At 58.5% G+C, this 16,384-nt stretch carries 14 protein-coding genes; 7 read left to right on the top strand and 7 right to left on the bottom strand.

All coding sequences use genetic code 11. The features are described from left to right. The 6 genes from GHN86_RS15255 to GHN86_RS15230 all read right to left on the bottom strand — a co-directional run bounded on the left by GHN86_RS15255 (nucleotide 1) and on the right by GHN86_RS15230 (nucleotide 7,033). Complete coding sequence (locus tag GHN86_RS15255; protein WP_153386877.1) at nucleotides 1-1,023, bottom strand: NAD(P)/FAD-dependent oxidoreductase; 1,023 nt, start codon at nucleotides 1,021-1,023, stop codon at nucleotides 1-3. After that, nucleotides 1,010-3,214, bottom strand: coding sequence for a hypothetical protein (locus GHN86_RS15250; protein ID WP_153381113.1), 2,205 nt, complete (start codon nucleotides 3,212-3,214; stop codon nucleotides 1,010-1,012). Before GHN86_RS15250 ends, GHN86_RS15255 begins: the two co-directional genes overlap by 14 nt. Nucleotides 3,215-3,338: 124 nt before the next feature. After that, on the bottom strand, nucleotides 3,339-4,205 hold the full coding sequence (locus GHN86_RS15245; protein WP_153381116.1) for an ABC transporter permease: 867 nt from the start codon (nucleotides 4,203-4,205) through the stop codon (nucleotides 3,339-3,341). 18 nt (nucleotides 4,206-4,223) lie between these two features. Then, nucleotides 4,224-5,084 (bottom strand): ABC transporter ATP-binding protein, encoded by an 861-nt coding sequence (locus tag GHN86_RS15240; RefSeq protein WP_153381118.1) that lies wholly within the window; start codon nucleotides 5,082-5,084, stop codon nucleotides 4,224-4,226. A gap of 5 nt (nucleotides 5,085-5,089) precedes the next feature. Further along, a complete protein-coding gene (locus GHN86_RS15235) occupies nucleotides 5,090-6,103 on the bottom strand; it encodes an ABC transporter substrate-binding protein (RefSeq protein ID WP_153381120.1) in 1,014 nt (337 codons plus the stop codon). 33 nt (nucleotides 6,104-6,136) lie between these two features. Then, complete coding sequence (locus GHN86_RS15230) at nucleotides 6,137-7,033, bottom strand: TauD/TfdA dioxygenase family protein (RefSeq protein ID WP_153381121.1); 897 nt, start codon at nucleotides 7,031-7,033, stop codon at nucleotides 6,137-6,139. Nucleotides 7,034-7,298: 265 nt separating this feature from the next. Here GHN86_RS15230 and GHN86_RS15225 point away from each other — a divergent pair, with 265 nt between their 5' ends. Then, nucleotides 7,299-7,715, top strand: a complete 417-nt coding sequence (locus GHN86_RS15225) for a hypothetical protein (protein ID WP_153381123.1) — start codon at nucleotides 7,299-7,301, stop codon at nucleotides 7,713-7,715. 279 nt (nucleotides 7,716-7,994) lie between these two features. On the opposite strand, the gene cysQ is transcribed toward GHN86_RS15225, so the two are convergent. Next, nucleotides 7,995-8,759: a 3'(2'),5'-bisphosphate nucleotidase CysQ gene (gene cysQ, locus GHN86_RS15220; RefSeq protein WP_153381125.1), complete on the bottom strand. Its 765-nt coding sequence runs from the start codon at nucleotides 8,757-8,759 to the stop codon at nucleotides 7,995-7,997. Between the two features lie 436 nt (nucleotides 8,760-9,195). On the opposite strand from cysQ, the gene cysD reads away from it, so the two are divergent. The 6 genes from cysD to GHN86_RS15190 all read left to right on the top strand — a co-directional run bounded on the left by cysD (nucleotide 9,196) and on the right by GHN86_RS15190 (nucleotide 16,383). Then, nucleotides 9,196-10,797: a sulfate adenylyltransferase subunit CysD gene (gene cysD / locus GHN86_RS23975; RefSeq protein WP_323369981.1), complete on the top strand. Its 1,602-nt coding sequence runs from the start codon at nucleotides 9,196-9,198 to the stop codon at nucleotides 10,795-10,797. Further along, nucleotides 10,797-12,710: a sulfate adenylyltransferase subunit CysN gene (gene cysN / locus GHN86_RS15210; protein ID WP_153381127.1), complete on the top strand. Its 1,914-nt coding sequence runs from the start codon at nucleotides 10,797-10,799 to the stop codon at nucleotides 12,708-12,710. Before cysD ends, cysN begins: the two co-directional genes overlap by 1 nt. Nucleotides 12,711-12,875: 165 nt before the next feature. Next, nucleotides 12,876-13,958, top strand: coding sequence for a DUF1214 domain-containing protein (locus GHN86_RS15205; protein ID WP_153386871.1), 1,083 nt, complete (start codon nucleotides 12,876-12,878; stop codon nucleotides 13,956-13,958). 25 nt (nucleotides 13,959-13,983) lie between these two features. Next, a complete protein-coding gene (locus GHN86_RS15200; RefSeq protein WP_153381131.1) occupies nucleotides 13,984-15,171 on the top strand; it encodes a sulfotransferase family protein in 1,188 nt (395 codons plus the stop codon). 29 nt (nucleotides 15,172-15,200) lie between these two features. After that, the gene (locus GHN86_RS15195; protein WP_228389622.1) at nucleotides 15,201-15,905 is read left to right on the top strand and encodes an EthD domain-containing protein; all 705 of its coding nucleotides are present in this window, start codon (nucleotides 15,201-15,203) and stop codon (nucleotides 15,903-15,905) included. A 22-nt stretch (nucleotides 15,906-15,927) separates the two neighbouring features. After that, entirely contained in the window at nucleotides 15,928-16,383 is a 456-nt protein-coding gene (locus tag GHN86_RS15190) for a nuclear transport factor 2 family protein (RefSeq protein WP_153381135.1), read from the top strand. The last annotated feature ends 1 nt before the right edge of the window (nucleotide 16,384 follow it).

Genomic DNA, 16,384 nt, shown 5'->3' with positions numbered 1-16,384 from the left:
TCAGACCCACATCGGCGGGCAAGGATGCACGCGGTAGAACTGACGCAGCGCATCAATGTCCGCATTGAACTGATTGTGCAACCAGGCGTTGAAATGCTGGTGCACAACGTGCTCGCCACGAGGCCAGGCCAGGCAGTCGGCAATGGCCTGGGCCGCTTGCATGCCGGACATCAGCGCTTTAAGCACGCCGTGGGACGATGCGGGATCCGCTATCGCCGCAGCATCACCGACCAGTATGTAGCCGGGCCCCATGGGAGCCTTGGACAGGCGCCAGGACACATCTGCACCGCGCACCGGGCCAACCGGCGTCAAGTGCTTGAGCGTATCGGGCGCCGCGGCTATAGGCCTGCTGTTTGCGTCAAAATTCAGGGTTGTCCAGTGTAGGTGGTGAGCGTCGACGCGAGCGATCCATTGCCAACCATCATTGACCGCAATAAGCCGTGGCGTGTCATGGACCCGTTCGAACTCGCTCTGGTAATAACCGTAGCGAGCAATCAGTCGCGGTGAAAAGGCTTGCCACTGGATCGGCCATAGTCGACTGAGCCATCTGTGCCCTCCCGATGCATCGACAACACAGGCTGTCAGAAACCGTTCTGGCCCTACGCTGACTCCGACGACCCGGTTGCCTTGATGAATGATCGTTGGACTGGCACAAGGCTGGATAATCTGTACCCCCAAAGCCCGTGCTCTGTTCATGAGTCGAGCATCTAAAACTGCTCGCTCAATCTGGAAGCCTCGCCAAGGGCCAGCGGCATCACCACCGAAGGCGACAAAGCGCGGCGCTGCGTCCCAATGCACCCAGTGCCCTGAATGCCGTAAACAAGAGAGTTTGCTCAGTTCGTGCTGCATCCCCAGCTGGCCGAGCAGCGGCTCAATGGCCGGATGCAAGGTTTCGCCGGGACGGTGTCGCGGGAACGAATCGCGTTCGAGCAGTGCCACGTGCATGCCACGTTGCGCGCACGCGATAGCAGTCGCACAGCCCGCTGGCCCTGCCCCAACAACGACTACATCATATTGATTCATCATGTAAGTGCCACAGCGAGTCGTCTTCTTTGACTAACAGGGCGCTCTGGCTGACATACATTTGCACTCGCGCATCAATGTCCACATAACGACGTTTGAAATCATCCGCTGGCGTGCTGATTGAACCGTGCTTGTAGAGAAACATGTACATCACCTCGCCCTCCAGACGATGCCCTGCCTCTTGCTCGGCATCCTCCAGTTGCTCATCAGGCTGTTGCACGATCAGAAAGGACAGCACCGACCACTGACTTTTCTCCGCCTTTTCGGTTGCTCCCAGCGCTTGATAAGCGCGATGCATGGCCAGGACGCGCTGGTGATATTGCTGAGTAGTGGTATGCCCCGTGACAGCCAGTGACAGCTGTTGATTCAATGCTGCCGACGTGTAATCACTGTATTCGTAGGCTTGGTACTGAACGACCTGACGTCCTTCAAATTCAGCCAAAACAGGACCTTTGAGGCCGTCCCATGAGGGCGCATCCGTTAAACCTATCTCGGCGTCTGTCAGAGGAATGACCGAAGACGCCACCTTACGCGGTTCAAATGTACGGGTTGAATCAGGTGCCACACCAGGCCAGTAGGAACCCAACGCTGCGCAAATCCGCGCATCTTCTGTAAAGGGACTGGCGAGCATGTAACCATTGAGCACGTTGGCAAAAGGTTTATCGACCAAGCCGCGGCCCACTTCCCAGCCGGGGCCAAACACGCCACTGGCGAAGTCGGGCAAACAGGACTGGCGTTGCGCCAAGGCGATTTCAGGAGCGTTCAATACCGGTTCACCGACTGGTTCAACACGCGCCAAGGAGACAATCGCCGTAGCGCCAAGATCATCATCGGCAAAATAATTGCCCTTCAGCGTCGGGTTGATCGGGAAACGAACGTCCGACAATGGATTGACACGTGTGTGCCACACCTCGGGGCACGGCGGCGTCGGACAAGGGAAAACAGCTGGATCACTTGACCACGCCTTCAGTTCGCGTTGCCCACACAGCGGGAAGAAGTCGGGAGCACCTATGATCGAATAGGCCGCGACGCTGTCCCTGTCCATGCCGTATGACTCCAATGCTGGACAACGCGCCAGGACCCAGCCGTCTGCCATTGCATCCTGATAGTGCAGCGTGCGATAGCCGCCTGCTTTAACGATCGCATCAACACCTTCAACGTTATTCAGATCTTCGATAGAGCCGTCGTCTCGGAGTCGATGGCGGCCATGCACGAGCCCACCCGTACCCGCCGGCATCGTAAATGACAAGGGTTGACCCTGATAGTAGGCCAGCTCAACCAATCGCTCCTTGGCATTGGGCACCAGAAGTCCAGCACCCACGTCAGTGGAGTTAGCCCAATGACACAAACCTTCGGTAATAACAAATGGATCATTCAGAATGTCAGGCTCTTGCCACCCTGTGCCTTTGTACAACATGTGCACTTGGCGGATTTTCTCATTGATCTGGTAGTTCTCCAGATGCACTGTCAAGTCCAGGCCCAGCAAGCACTCCTTACCCTCGAATAATTTGTGGATAGGCACCCAAAAACTCAAATTCTCGTCAGTGGGTGACTGAAAACTCATGGGACCGAAGCTTGCGCTATCGCCTTTTTTTTGCATGGCAATGTACGCGCCATATCGGGCCGGAATGGCCCGCATCTGCTGTGCATCGGTCTCTACAAAGGGCAGAAAGCCACGCCGTGCGGCATCATACAAAGCGGGTGCGGTGCCTGTTCGGGCCACGCCGGTGCGGGAGAAACACAGGTCTGCCTGAGTTTTATGGACAGTTTCCGGGCGTGGCCGATACTCATAGGCGAACACGACTATAGCCAATGGTGCTGACCCCGCGTATGCACTCAAGGTCTCCACGCTGGGCGGGTTGATCCCGTAGACGAAATTCAGTATCTGCTCAATTTCAAGGGCTGAAGGGAACGCCGTCAGTTGGCTACCATCCACGGCGCTCAGCACGTTAGGCGACGCAAACGCGTGATACAGCAAACTCTCTGCAGGCTTGCCGGCTTCGATACCGCGCTCCCCTTCGGGAGAAAAGTCTTCGAAGCCCTTGAGGGTTCGGTCAACGGACAATGGTTTGATCAATTCCTGCTGCAAGTCAGCCGCAGTAATGTCCAAGCCATGTTGGAGCAGGAGTGAGTGCCAGCCGTGCGCCGCCAAGCGCGAGCAGGCAAGTTGTACATCACTGACCAAAGCCATAGTGTTGTCCTCACGTTTGTGCCTGTTTTTGAGGACCACTGTAACCGCTGTTTGCGTATTTGTTTAGAACAGGCTCACCTCAGGATTCAAATGTTTGGAACCTGCCGGGTGGCACTCAATCGAGTCAGCGCTGCATGCCCCAGCGCTTCACCGTCACACGCTCCAGCGTGTCAAACACCAGGTTCTCCACCAACAAGCCAATCAGAATCACCACCGCCAGCCCGGCAAATACCTTGTCGGTGTACAACTCGTTACGGTTCTGAAAGATGTACCAACCCAGCCCGCCTTTGCCGCTGGTGGCGCCAAACACCAGCTCGGCGGCGATCAAGGTGCGCCAGGCGAAAGCCCAACCGATTTTCAACCCGGCGAGAATCGACGGCAGCGCCGCGGGAATCAGGATAAACAACACAAAACGAATACCCTTCAGGCCGTAATTGCGCCCGGCCATGCGCAGGGTTTCCGAGACCCCGAGAAAACCTGCATAGGTGTTGAGCGCCAGCGCCCATAACACCGAATGCACCAACACAAAAATCAGGCTGTTTTGCCCAAGTCCAAACCACAACAGCGCCAGTGGTAATAACGCGATGGCCGGCAGCGGGTTGAACATCGAGGTCAAGGTGCTCAACAGGTCGCGTCCCAATTGGGTCGACACCGCCAACGTGGTCAAGGCAAAGGCCAGCACAATGCCGATCAGGTAGCCCTTGAGCAGCACCACTAACGAAATACCGACCTTACTCAGCAATTCGCCGCTGATCAGGCCGTCAAACAGCGCGCTGGCCGTTTGCACAAAGCTGGGCAGCAACAAGTCGTTGTTCTGCACCCGCGCCACCACTTCCCAGAGCACGGCCAGCACCACCAATATCAGGCTTTTGCGCAACCAGCCTTGTTGCCATAAGCGTTGCCCAAGGGGCAGTTCGCGTTCCAGTGGCACGGACACCAGCGGTTCAAGGTGCACTTCGTATTCCGCGCGTACAGATGATGATGGGCTCATCGGGCAATCCTCCAGGGCTCAATAAGCAATACGAATATCGGCAAAATTCAGGGCGTGTTCCGGGTTTGCGGTGTCAGCCTCATCAAACAGCAACCGATGAATGCGCCGCGCCGTGTGCTGAAATTCCAGACCACCCAGGCTGTGCAGGTTGTATTGATGGCTGTTGATCTCGGCCCGTACGCGGCCCGGATGGGGTGACAACAGCAGGATGCGATTGCCCACCACCAAGGCTTCTTCGATGGAATGGGTGACGAACAACAACGTGAAGCGCACCTCCTCCCACAGCAGCAGCAACTCCTCCTGCATCTTGCGCCGGGTCAGGGCGTCGAGGGCGGCGAAGGGTTCGTCCATCAACAGGATTTTGGGCTGCATGGCCAGCGCACGCGCGATGGCCACGCGGGCTTTCATACCACCCGACAGCGTGTGCGGGTAGGCGTCGGCAAACGCTGCCAACCCCACCTTCTCCAGATAATGCAGCGCCCGCTCTTCAGCCTCGCGCCGAGGCAGGGTTTTTGAAGCTACTAGCGGGAACATGACGTTCTGCTTGACGGTCTTCCAGGGCGGCAGTTGATCGAACTCCTGAAACACCACCATGCGGTCTGGTCCCGGTGCCGTTACGGTTTGGCCCTGCAAGCTGATCTGCCCTTCACAGGGCGGGTGAAAACCGGCCACTGCCTTGAGCAAAGTGGACTTGCCGCACCCGGAAGGGCCCAACAGGATAAAACGGTCCGCCGGGTCAATTTCGAAACTGACCTGATGGGTAGCCCGCACCACACGTTGCGGCGTGCGGTATTCGAGGCTGACGTTATCAACCGACAACAAGGCAGGCCCTGTTGTATTCAAGTGGCTGGCCGTGTGGCCTTGCACAGAAGCGTTCATGGTGATCAGCTCCCCTGCAATGGTTTTGCGTCCTGAAAGAAATAATCCTTCCAGGACTCGGGTTTGTGTTTGATCGCGCCGATGCGGTACATGAATTCAGCCAGCGGGTAAGTGTTTTTCGGCGTCACGGTGAATTCGTACTGCGGGTTGTCGATGATTTTCAACAGCTCGTCGCGGTCGATGTTGGCTTTGGTCACGCGGATATAGGTATCGGCTGCGGCGCCTTTGTCGTGTTGGGCAAATTCGGCCGCTTCGGCCAGCGCTTCGGTGAAGGCTTTATAGGTTTTAGGGTTGTCGTTGCGAAATTTCTCGGTGGCAAACAGCACCGTCGGTGAGTTGGGGCCGAGCAGGTCGTAGCTGTCGAGCACCACATGCACGTTGGGGTTCTTCAACGCCTGATCCTGAAACGGCGGATTGGAAAAATGCCCGCTCAATTCAGTACCGCCCGCAATCAGTGCCGCCGTGGCATCAGGGTGCGGCAGCGCGAGGGTGTACTTGTCCAGTCGATTGAATTCCTTGTTGCCCCACTGCTTGGCCGCCGCGTATTGAAGAAAACGCGACTGCACCGACACGCCGACGGCCGGAACGGCAATACGGTCCTTATCAGTGATGTCGGCAATGGTTTTGACATGCGGGTTATTGCTCACGAGGTAGTACGGAAAGTTGCCCAACGACGCCACAGCCTTGATGTTTTGCCGACCGTGGGTTCGGTCCCAAATCGTCAGCAGCGGGCCCACCCCGGCACCGGCAATATCAATCGAACCGGAGAGCAAGGCATCGTTGATCGCCGCGCCGCCGGACAACTGCGTCCAGTCCACCTTGATGTCGATGCCCTCCTCCTTGCCGTGTTTCTCGATCAGCTGTTGATCGCGCACCACATTGAGCAACAGATAAACAATGCCGAACTGTTCCGCGATACGAATCTCGCCTTCGGCATGAGCCAGATTCGGCGCCAGAAAAGAGCTGGCAAGCAAACTGATACCAAGACTGGCGGCCAGCGTTTTTATTGATAGAGCCATGAGTGTTCCTTGAAATAGCCAAAGCGTGGCGGATCAGTAAGGCGCGTCGCCTTGAATGGTGGTGCGGTAGAGCGTGCGGCGCAGATGGCTGGGGCAACCGGCCGCGAGGTGGATCAACGAACGGTTATCCCAAAACACCAGATCATGGGGTTGCCATTGATGCCGATAGCTATTTTCCGGGCGCACGCTGTGGGCGTAGAGCTGAGCCAGCAACTCACGGCTTTCGTCGTCAGGCAGGCCGATGATGCGGGTGGTGAAGCCTTCACTGACAAACAACGCCTTGCGCCCATTTTCCGGGTGGGTGCGTACGACCGGATGCACCACTTCGTGGACCTGCGCCAGTTGTTCCGGGGTGAGAGTCGGGCGCCAATTGCCTTCGAATTTGGTTTCGCTGTAACGCGCGGTATAGGAATGCGCTGCCGAGCGGCCTTCGACTGCTTGGCGTAAGGCTTGCGGCAGGGTGTCCCAGGCGTGATGCATGTCGGCAAACAACGTATCGCCGCCTTCGGCGGGCAGCTCTTGGGCATGCAGCATGGAACCCAGACTGGGCAGCTCTTTATAGGACAAGTCCGAGTGCCAGAACTTACCCGCGTCACCGAGGCCGATGGCTTGGCCGTTCTCGATCACATTCGAGACGATGAGAATTTCCGGGTGGCCTGTCAGCAGGAACTGTTTGAGCACATGGATTTGCAATACACCGAAACGGCGGCTAAATGCGATTTGTTGTTCTGGCGTGATGCGCTGATCACGGAACACCACCACATGGTGCTCAAGGTGGGCGCGATGAATACGCGCGAAGTCCTCATCGTTGACTGGCAAAGCCAGGTCAAGCCCAATGATTTCAGCGCCTACGGCACCGCTGAAGGGACGAATGTGAAAAGACTGAGGGGCGATGCTCGGAGCAATCGCAGAAGCCGACGGTGCAGACATAAAACACTCCCACGCAGAGCACGCCCAATGGCGCGCTAATCGATCAGAAACTCACGGAGGTCCCGTGTTCGTTCATTTCGTGCGGCGCGTCGATTGGTCGACCTGTACGCAGGGGAGTGACTTTATAGATATAAGAAAATTAATTTAAATACCGTTAGAGAATAAGGATATGTCCTACATGAGGTTTTAAATGCGACTTGAGCCTAAAGACCTTTGCTCGCCTGCCGATGGCCTTGAACAACTTAAGGTTTAAAGGACAAACGCCATGGTCAGCAGCATCCCAAGCCTTGGAGCCAGCATCAATATTGCGGGGGTAACGCCTAAAGCCGCGGACAACGCTGCGGTGAGTGAGACGGGAGTGACGGAGCAGCCGCAGAAGATCAATACCAAGGCGACATCGGGTGCTACTGCCGAAAGCAGCGATGACAGTTCCGATATCGTAAAACAGCTGAAAAAGCAGATAGCCCAATTGCAAAAACAGCTTCAGCAACAGCAGCAGGCGCTGCAGCGCATCCAGTCCAGCGAACAAAACGCGGACGCGAAGGCAGCGGCGATTGCTGGTGCTCAAGCGCAAATCACCGCCACGGCGGCAGCGTTGCAAACGGCGACGGCGGCCTTGTTGCAGGCCGTATTGGCCCAAGGCGGCAACAGTTCGGGGTCGATGGTCAGTACATCGGCTTGACGTACCCCCGCTGACGAGCTCTGCGAGGCTGCGATCGGCGGGGAAGCCGTCGTAAATGCATCAGGCCCCCCCCCATGCCCGAGTTGAGCTTTTGCGACGATTGCATCGTCGAACGTAGCCTCGCACTACTCGTCAACTGCTACGGGCAGCAAAAATCCTTGTAGCAGCTGACGAGCTCCGCGAGGCTGCGATCGGCGGCGAAGCCTTCGTAAAACCCTTCAACGCGGAGTGTCAGGCACACCACCATCGCCGCTCGCAGCCTTCGTTCCTCGTCAGCGACTACAGTCCGCGAGCGTAAAAATGCGGGTTGTCCAGGCCGGGCTTGCCATAACGAAGACCCTCTCCGGTCAACGTAAACACCTGTCCGCCAGCAGCGACCAACACCGCATGACCCGCGGCGATGTCCCACTCCATGGTGCGCCCAAGACGTGGATAAAGGTCGGCCTCGCCAGCAGCCACCAGGCAAATCTTCAGCGATGAACCAGCACTTTTCACAGAGCGTACCTTGCGCCCGTCGAGGAAGGCATCCAGCGCCTCGGCATCACCATGGGAGCGGCTGGCAACCACGTCCAGCCCCTCGTCTGGCACCGCTCGACACTGAATGGCCAAACGCTGTCCGCCTTGTTCGATAAAGGCGCCGCAATCACGAGCCCCCGCAAACAAACGCTCCAGTGCAGGCGCCAGCACGACGCCCAGCACCGGTTCGCCGTTATCGATCAGGGCGATATTGACGGTGAACTCACCGTTGCGATTGATAAATTCCTTGGTGCCATCCAGCGGGTCCACTAGCCAGAAACGCTCATGCACTTCGGGCACCTGACCCGCCGCAGCGGCTTCTTCCGAAATCACCGGAATCTGCGGGGTGCGCGCCGCCAAGGCTTGCAGAATCAAGGTCTCGGCGCGCTCGTCAGCTTCGGTCACCGGGGAGGCATCGACCTTGCCGCGCACCTCGAAATCCGAGCGGTATACCTCCATCACCCGTTCGCCCGCTGCGCGAGCAATACCGATGACGTCTTCAAGCAGAACAGCCATTGACGCGTTCATGGGTTTCTCCTGTTTTTGTTCTTCGTATGGTCCATACGGCCTATGCACCGTTTTTCAGATCAGCGAACAGTACAGCCATCCACAACAAGACCAATAAGCAACTGGATGTTTAACAGGAGTTCCTGTGTCTCACGGCAATCAGCTCTCTGTTCCACAAATCAACACCCTGCGTCTGCGCGCTGTGCAGTTGCGCATTGGTGGCAGCACCCTCAAAGCCATCAGCCTGGACACCGGGCTTTCATCACCCACCATCATTGCCGCCTACAAGGCCTGGCAGGCGGGCGGCTGGAGTGCCGTGCCGGTACGCGACCGCGGGCGCAAGCAAGGTGAGGGCCGCACGCTCTCGGCCGAGCAGGAGAAGCATGTGTACCTGTTGCTGGTCAGCACATTGCCGGAGCGCCACCAACTGCCATTCCCGCTCTGGCATCTGGAGGCGATGCAGGCACTGGTCAAACAGCTGCATGCTATCGACCTGCCCGAACGTACCGCCGCCCATTATTTGCAACGCTGGCAGCTCAATGCCGAACGCCCGGCCAAACGGGTCGCCAAGGCTTCATCGGCCGTGCAGCGCTGGTACGCCAGCACCTACGAACACATTCTTGAACAGGCACGCACGCAGAACGGCGAGATCCTCTGGATCGACGACTACGGTGCGCCTAACGATCAGGGCAAACTCAGTTATGGCGTCCTGCGCGCGGTCAGCAATCGCGGCAAGGTGATGTGGATGCCCTACGAAGACGGGCTGCGCGCGCCCCATCTGGTGGCGTTCTTCGACCGCCTGCATCGCTGCGCCGAACGCAAGGTGTTCGCTCTGCTCTCGGGCATGCACTGGCAACGCGCGGCCGCCTTTATCACCTGGGCCGGCGAGCACGCCGACCGGCTGCTGCTGTTTCACTTGCCGCAAGCCAGCGCAATGCTCAGCGGTGCCCGTGAGTTGGCGACCCACATCAGCCAGCAAGCTGAGCGCATCAGCCAGGACAATGGCCTCGACACCGTGACCGATGACGCCTGCACCCTGCCGCGTAACCCCATGCTGCAGATGTTGCGCCTGATGTTAAAACATCAAGTCGCGCATAAGTCCGAACCGCGGCAGTTGTACGTTGATAAGCGACAACAACAAAAAGCGAAAGGACGATCTATGACGCTTACCCACCTGCAACGACTGGAAGCTGAAAGCATCCAGGCCATGCGCGAGGTTGTCGCCGAATCCGACAACCCGGTCATGCTCTACTCCATCGGCAAGGACAGCGCGGTCATGTTGCACCTGGCCATGAAGGCCTTCTACCCGGCCAAGCCGCCCTTCCCTTTGCTGCATGTCGATACCACCTGGAAATTCCAGGAGATGTATCGCTTCCGCGATCAGATGGTGGCCAAACTGAACGTGGAACTGTTGACCCACACCAACCCCGAAGGCATTGAAATGGGCATCAGCCCTTTCAAGCACGGGTCGCAAATCCACACCGACATCATGAAGACCGAAGGTCTGAAGCAGGCGCTGGATCACTACGGCTTCGACGCGGCATTCGGCGGCGCACGCCGCGACGAGGAGAAATCCCGGGCCAAGGAGCGGATTTTTTCCTTCCGCTCCGACCAGCACCGTTGGGACCCAAAGAACCAGCGCCCGGAGCTCTGGCACCTGTACAACACCCGCAAACACAAGGGTGAGTCGATTCGCGTGTTCCCCCTGTCCAACTGGACCGAACTGGACATCTGGCAGTACATCCATCTGGAAAACATCCCGATCGTACCGCTGTACTTCGCCGCGCCGCGCCCGGTGGTCGAGCGCGACGGAATGCTGATCATGGTCGATGACGAGCGCATGCCCCTCAACCCCGGTGAAGTGCCGATGGTGCGCAATGTGCGCTTTCGCACCCTCGGCTGCTACCCGCTCACCGGTGCCGTCGAGTCCGAAGCCGACACCCTGCCCAAGATCATTCAGGAAATGCTGCTGACCCGTACATCCGAGCGTCAGGGACGAATGATCGACCACGACTCGGCCGCGTCGATGGAGAAGAAAAAACAAGAGGGGTATTTCTAATGGCACACGTATCTGACCTGATTGCCGAGGACATCGAGCAGTACCTCAAGGCCCACGAGCACAAGAGCCTGCTGCGCTTCCTGACCTGCGGCAGTGTGGACGATGGCAAGAGCACCCTGATCGGGCGCCTGCTCTACGATTCGAAAATGCTCTTTGAAGACCAGATGGAAGCGCTGGAGGCTGACTCGAAAAAAGTCGGCACCCAAGGTGGCGAACTGGACTTCGCCCTGTTGGTGGACGGCCTGGCCGCCGAGCGTGAACAAGGCATCACCATCGACGTGGCCTACCGTTTTTTCTCCACTGACCGGCGCAAGTTCATCGTTGCCGACACCCCAGGGCACGAGCAGTACACCCGCAACATGGTCACTGGCGCGTCCACGGCTGACGTGGCCGTGGTGATGATCGATGCCCGACGCGGCGTGCTCACTCAATCCCGGCGCCACAGTTATTTGGCCTCACTGCTCGGCATTCGCAAGGTGGTACTGGCGGTCAACAAGATGGACCTGATGGACTATTCGGAGAAAGTCTTCAACGCCATCGTCGACGACTACCGCGCCTTCGCCAAGCAGATCGGCCTGCAGGATTTCACCGCTATCCCGATGTCCGCCCTACGCGGTGAGAACATCACTGAACAAAGCGAACACATGCCCTGGTATCGCGGCACCACGCTGATGGGTTATCTGGAAACGGTCGAGATCGATGAGGCACACCAGCAGAAACTGTCGTTCCGCATGCCGGTGCAATGGGTCAACCGCCCCAACCTGGACTTCCGTGGTTTCACCGGCACCATCGCCAGCGGCGTGATTCGGCCCGGTGATCGCGTGCGTGTGCTGCCGGGCGGCCAAGAGAGCCATATCTCACGCATCGTCACCCTCGACGGTGACTTGCAACAAGCGGTGGCCGGACAGTCCATCACCCTGACCCTGAGCGACGAAGTCGATTGCAGTCGAGGCGATGTACTGTCCACTGCACAAGACCCGACCAGCGTGGCCGACCAGTTCCAGATCAGCCTGATCTGGATGCATGAGCAACCCATGCTCGCCGGTCGCCCTTACTTGATGAAAATCGGCGGCAAAACCTTGTCCGTGACCTTGTCGGTGCCCAAGTACAAGGTCAACGTCAACACCATGGAGCACTTGGCGGCCAAAGAGCTGGCACTGAACGAGATCGGCGTGTGCAACCTCTTTACCAGTCAGCAGATCGCCTTCGATGCCTACAAGGACAACCGCGAAACCGGCAGCTTCATTCTTATTGATCGCATGAGCAACGCCACCGTCGGTGCGGGCCTGATCGAGTTCGCCCTGCGTCGTTCGCAGAACATCCATATGCAGCACGTGGATGTGAGCAAGAAAGCGCGCGCCGAACAGATGGGCCAGCAGCCCGTACTGCTGTGGTTCACCGGGTTGTCCGGTGCCGGCAAGTCGGCCATCGCCAACCTGCTGGAAACCCGCCTGTACGCCCGCGGACGGCACACCTACCTGCTCGACGGTGACAACGTGCGCCACGGCCTGAACCGCGACCTGGGCTTCACGGATGCCGACCGGGTGGAGAACATCCGCCGAGTAGCCGAAGTGTCCAAGTTGTTCGTGGATGCCGGGATGATTGTGTTGACGGCCTTTATCTCACCCTTCCGTGCCGAGCGTGAGATGGCGCGCAGACTGCTGCAGGAAGGCGAGTTCATCGAGATCTTCGTCGACACGCCACTGGCCGTGGCCGAGGAGCGCGATCCCAAGGGTCTGTACAAGAAAGTCCGGCGTGGCGAGTTGAAGAACTTCACCGGCATCGACTCTCCTTACGAGGTGCCGACCACGCCGGACATTCACATCAAGACCGGCGAGCTGACGCCGCACAAAGCCGTGGATCACATCATCGACGTGCTCACCGCGCGCGGCATCATCAGTAAAGAGTTCTAGCCCCATCGCCCGGTTCGCCGGGTGTTTAACGATCGCCTCGATCAGTCGGCAAGGACGACGCGAGGCGAATAAAACAATGGCCCTGTTGTGGGCCGAAAAATCCGCTTCGCAAGCCTGTGCGCAGGCCTTGAGGATCCGGGTTCAACTCATCAAGAGCGTCTAACAATGACAATCAGCTCGATTGACGAACAACAACTGTTAAGTGGCCAGACCTGGTCCACGTTTTGCGATCACCTCAAGCGCTGCGGCGAGCAGATTCTGCGCCCCGAAGCGCCGGCCGATGCAGCCACCCGCGCCGAAGGTTTTCGCTACCTTACGCGCCTGCTGCGCATTGGCCTGGAAATGCACATTGAGTTTGCCGATCCGGCGTTTCCCAGCTTCTTCAAAACCTCCCACGAGACCGCGAAAATCGGCGCCGACAACCCGGACAACCTCTACGAGTACTCGCGCTTGGACGGCACGCTGGACTATCGCATCAAAGGTCAGCGCGCCAGCGTCGCTTACCTGAGTTTCGGCACCCAAAAGGGCGGCTATGAAACCGACGGAACCCTCACCCAAACCGGCTTCATCGATGCCAGCCAGCTACAGGTCGATGCTCAGGGCAACTTCGAAATCATCCTCAGCCGTGAGCCGAAAACGGGCAACTGGTTGAAAATGGAGGACGCCACCAACGCCCTGATCGTGCGCCAGACGTTCCTCGACCGGCGAGTTGAAGCACCGGCCAAGCTGAGCATTGAGCGCATCGGTACCGACTCCAAACCCCAGGCCCTGGATCCGGCGACGTTCCAGCAAGGTCTGGCGCGGGTATCCAGTTTCGTGGAGAACACCGCAAAGCTGTTTGCCGACTGGAGCCAAAGTTACCTGCCCCACAGCAATCAGCTGCCACCGGCCAATCAGGCTTTGTGTCAGGCAGTGGGCGGCGACCCGAACATTTTTTACTACCACTCGCATTGGGCACTGGCGCAAGACGAAGCCTTGGTCATCCACATCGACAAAGTGCCGGAGTGCGACTTCTGGAACCTGCAGATCAATAACTACTGGATGGAGTCGCTGGACTACCGCTACCACCAGATCTGCTTCAACAAACACCAAGCCCACTACGACGACAACGGCGGCGTGACCCTGGTGCTCAGCGAGCAGGATCCAGGGGCCAGTAACTGGCTGCAAACCGCTGGCATACGCCAAGGCACGATGTGCCTGCGCTGGGTCGGTGCTCAGGAACAATGCCACCCAACACCCACGTCGTAAAAGTATCTGCCATTGCGGAGGCCCTATGAACGCGCATGCCCTGAATGAAGAGTTGACCGTCGACAGCCTGTTGGCCAGCGCCATCGCGCGCACCAACGGCCTCAGCCATTTTGGCGATGACAACTATCGCGAGTCCTTGCAGGCGCTGCTCGATGCCCTGTCGACCGAGGCCGGGCTGTCGAGTACGGGCCTGCAAATGCTGCAGGAAAGACTGGTGGGGCAACTGGTCAATCGTCTGGTGATCGAAGACTACCTTGTCCGCTACCCGCACATCACCCAGATTGAAATCGACGATCCGCTGGTCATCGTCGGCCTGCCACGCACCGGCACCACCATGCTGCAACGCACGCTGGCGGTTGACCCGCGATTTCACTCGGCGGCGTGGTGGGAGACGCGCTTCCCTGCCCCGCTGGCCGATGAAACTCTGGCCGTACCGGCCAAACGCATCGCTCAGGCCAAGGCCGAAGTCGAATTGATGGCCCAGGTCATTCCGCAGATCCTCGCCATCCACCCGCTGGATGCCATGCTCTGCGATGAAGAGTTCATGCTCATGGAACACTCGTTCATGTGCGCCATGGACGCCTACGTCAACGTGCCCAGCTATACCCGCTGGCTGGATCAGCAAGATCAGCGGCCGGTCTATACCCAGCTGAAAAAAATGCTGCAGTTCCTGCAATGGCAAAAAGCCCAACGGGGTGAACCCGCAGGCCAACGCTGGCTGCTCAAAGCCCCGCAACACCTGCACACCCTGCACCTGCTGCTGGATGTTTTCCCGAAGGCGCAGGTGATTTTGACCCACCGCGAACCGGCGCAGACCATCCCGTCAATGGCCAGCATGGCCCACACCTTGTGGCAGATGTACAGCGACAACCCGGACCCCAAAGCCGCCGGAGAACAGTGGAACAGTCGCATGGCGCGTGGCATCCGCCACACCCTGCAGGTCCGCGACCAGCAGCCTGCCGAACGTTTCCTCGACATCCACTTTGCCGACACCGTGAACCAGCCGATGGCCGTGCTGGAAAAGATCTACGCCTTCGCCAATCTGCCGTTTACCTACAAGGCCCGCGCCGACGCGCAGAAATGGCTGGGGCAAAACGGCCGGGAAAAACGGGCCAGCCACGACTACAGCCTGGAGCGCTTCGGTTTGAACGAGGCGCAGATGACTGAGGACTACAAGGAATATCGCGCCCGTCATTTGAGCGCCCACCACTAAAGCAGGTTGGAGGATTCATGGAAAAAATCATGTTGACCCTGTGGAAACCGTCACAGCACAGCGTCGAGCAATGGCGCCGGGCATTACTCGACCTAGGTGAGACTCTGCTCAGCGCCGGTGCGCGCACCCTGCGCGTCATGGTGGTGGATGAGGACGTGGCTGGCGCGTCCGCACATCGCATTACCAATAGCGCCGTGCCGCTGGACGGTGTGCTCTCGCTGTGGCTGGACAGTGCCTCGCAATGGCCTTCGATCAAGGCGCTTGTGACACCTTTCACCAGTCGCCTGGAGGCGTATCTGGTGCTGGAGTCCGAGCCCTACCCCGAGGAGCGCACGTCGCGTGTCGCCCATTACCGCGTCCCGGTTGGTGAGCGCACACCGGGGATGAATCAGGTGGCGCTGCTGCACAAGCCAGATCGCATGAGCTACGAACATTGGTACGACACCTGGCGCAATAGCCACGGGCCGAAGGCCTACCCCTTGCAATCAATCTTCGGTTACCGGCAGAACACCGTGGTGCGGGCGCTCACTTACGGTGCGCCGGTGCTGCACGGGATTGTCGAGGAAAACTTTCCGCCGCAGGCCATCGGCAATCCGCAAGGGTTCTTCGCCGCTCTGGGCGACCCGGACACCTGCGCGCAGCGCCAGCAGGCCATGTACGAATCGACGAGCAAGTTCATCGACTTTGAAAAGCTCGACTGCATCCTCACCAGCGAGTACCAGCTCAGTGCCTGAGTAGCCCACAAGGAGGCTTGTCATGTTGGACCTAGAAGCAATCGAGCTGATCAAGCAGCTCAAGGCGCGCTACTTTCGTGCCATCGACACCTGCAATATCGAGATGCTGCAAGCCATGCTCAGCGAAGACGTCGCGCTGTCGTTCAAAAGCCCGGCCTATGAATTTCAGGTCAATGGCCTGACCGATGCGCTGGACTTCTACCGCACCTCGTTCACCAAGACCCGTCTGGCCACCCACAACGGTCACACCCCGGAAATCGAAGTCAATGGCGACACGGCGTCGGCCCTCTGGTACCTGAGCTACGTGTTTATCAACCTTGAGGACAACACTCACCTGCACGGCAGTGCGATCTATCAGGATCGCTACATCAAGCGCGGCGAGCGCTGGATGATCGCCGAAACGGGCTACGAAACCTTGCTCGAAACGATCCAGCCCTTGAGCGAACAGCTGCAGATCACCTCCAGACCCATCAACTGAA

The sequence above is a fragment of the Pseudomonas helleri genome (genome assembly GCF_009600315.1).
GTDB classification, from domain to species: Bacteria; Pseudomonadota; Gammaproteobacteria; order Pseudomonadales; family Pseudomonadaceae; genus Aquipseudomonas; species Aquipseudomonas helleri_A.
The sequence above is the reverse complement of the archived record's forward strand: the minus strand, read 5'-3'. Positions and strand labels throughout refer to the sequence as shown.

Excerpts from the sequence above, each read along its gene's own strand:
- cysD (WP_323369981.1), top strand. The coding sequence starts at position 9,196 with ATGCAGGCACTGGTCAAACAGCTGCATGCTATCGACCTGCCCGAACGT.
- GHN86_RS15225 (WP_153381123.1), top strand. The coding sequence starts at position 7,299 with ATGGTCAGCAGCATCCCAAGCCTTGGAGCCAGCATCAATATTGCGGGG.
- GHN86_RS15255 (WP_153386877.1), bottom strand. The coding sequence starts at position 1,023 with ATGAATCAATATGATGTAGTCGTTGTTGGGGCAGGGCCAGCGGGCTGT.
- GHN86_RS15230 (WP_153381121.1), bottom strand. The coding sequence starts at position 7,033 with ATGTCTGCACCGTCGGCTTCTGCGATTGCTCCGAGCATCGCCCCTCAG.
- GHN86_RS15195 (WP_228389622.1), top strand. The coding sequence starts at position 15,201 with ATGTTGACCCTGTGGAAACCGTCACAGCACAGCGTCGAGCAATGGCGC.
- GHN86_RS15245 (WP_153381116.1), bottom strand. The coding sequence starts at position 4,205 with ATGAGCCCATCATCATCTGTACGCGCGGAATACGAAGTGCACCTTGAA.
- GHN86_RS15205 (WP_153386871.1), top strand. The coding sequence starts at position 12,876 with ATGACAATCAGCTCGATTGACGAACAACAACTGTTAAGTGGCCAGACC.
- GHN86_RS15235 (WP_153381120.1), bottom strand. The coding sequence starts at position 6,103 with ATGGCTCTATCAATAAAAACGCTGGCCGCCAGTCTTGGTATCAGTTTG.
- cysN (WP_153381127.1), top strand. The coding sequence starts at position 10,797 with ATGGCACACGTATCTGACCTGATTGCCGAGGACATCGAGCAGTACCTC.
- GHN86_RS15190 (WP_153381135.1), top strand. The coding sequence starts at position 15,928 with ATGTTGGACCTAGAAGCAATCGAGCTGATCAAGCAGCTCAAGGCGCGC.
- GHN86_RS15240 (WP_153381118.1), bottom strand. The coding sequence starts at position 5,084 with ATGAACGCTTCTGTGCAAGGCCACACGGCCAGCCACTTGAATACAACA.
- GHN86_RS15200 (WP_153381131.1), top strand. The coding sequence starts at position 13,984 with ATGAACGCGCATGCCCTGAATGAAGAGTTGACCGTCGACAGCCTGTTG.
- cysQ (WP_153381125.1), bottom strand. The coding sequence starts at position 8,759 with ATGAACGCGTCAATGGCTGTTCTGCTTGAAGACGTCATCGGTATTGCT.
- GHN86_RS15250 (WP_153381113.1), bottom strand. The coding sequence starts at position 3,214 with ATGGCTTTGGTCAGTGATGTACAACTTGCCTGCTCGCGCTTGGCGGCG.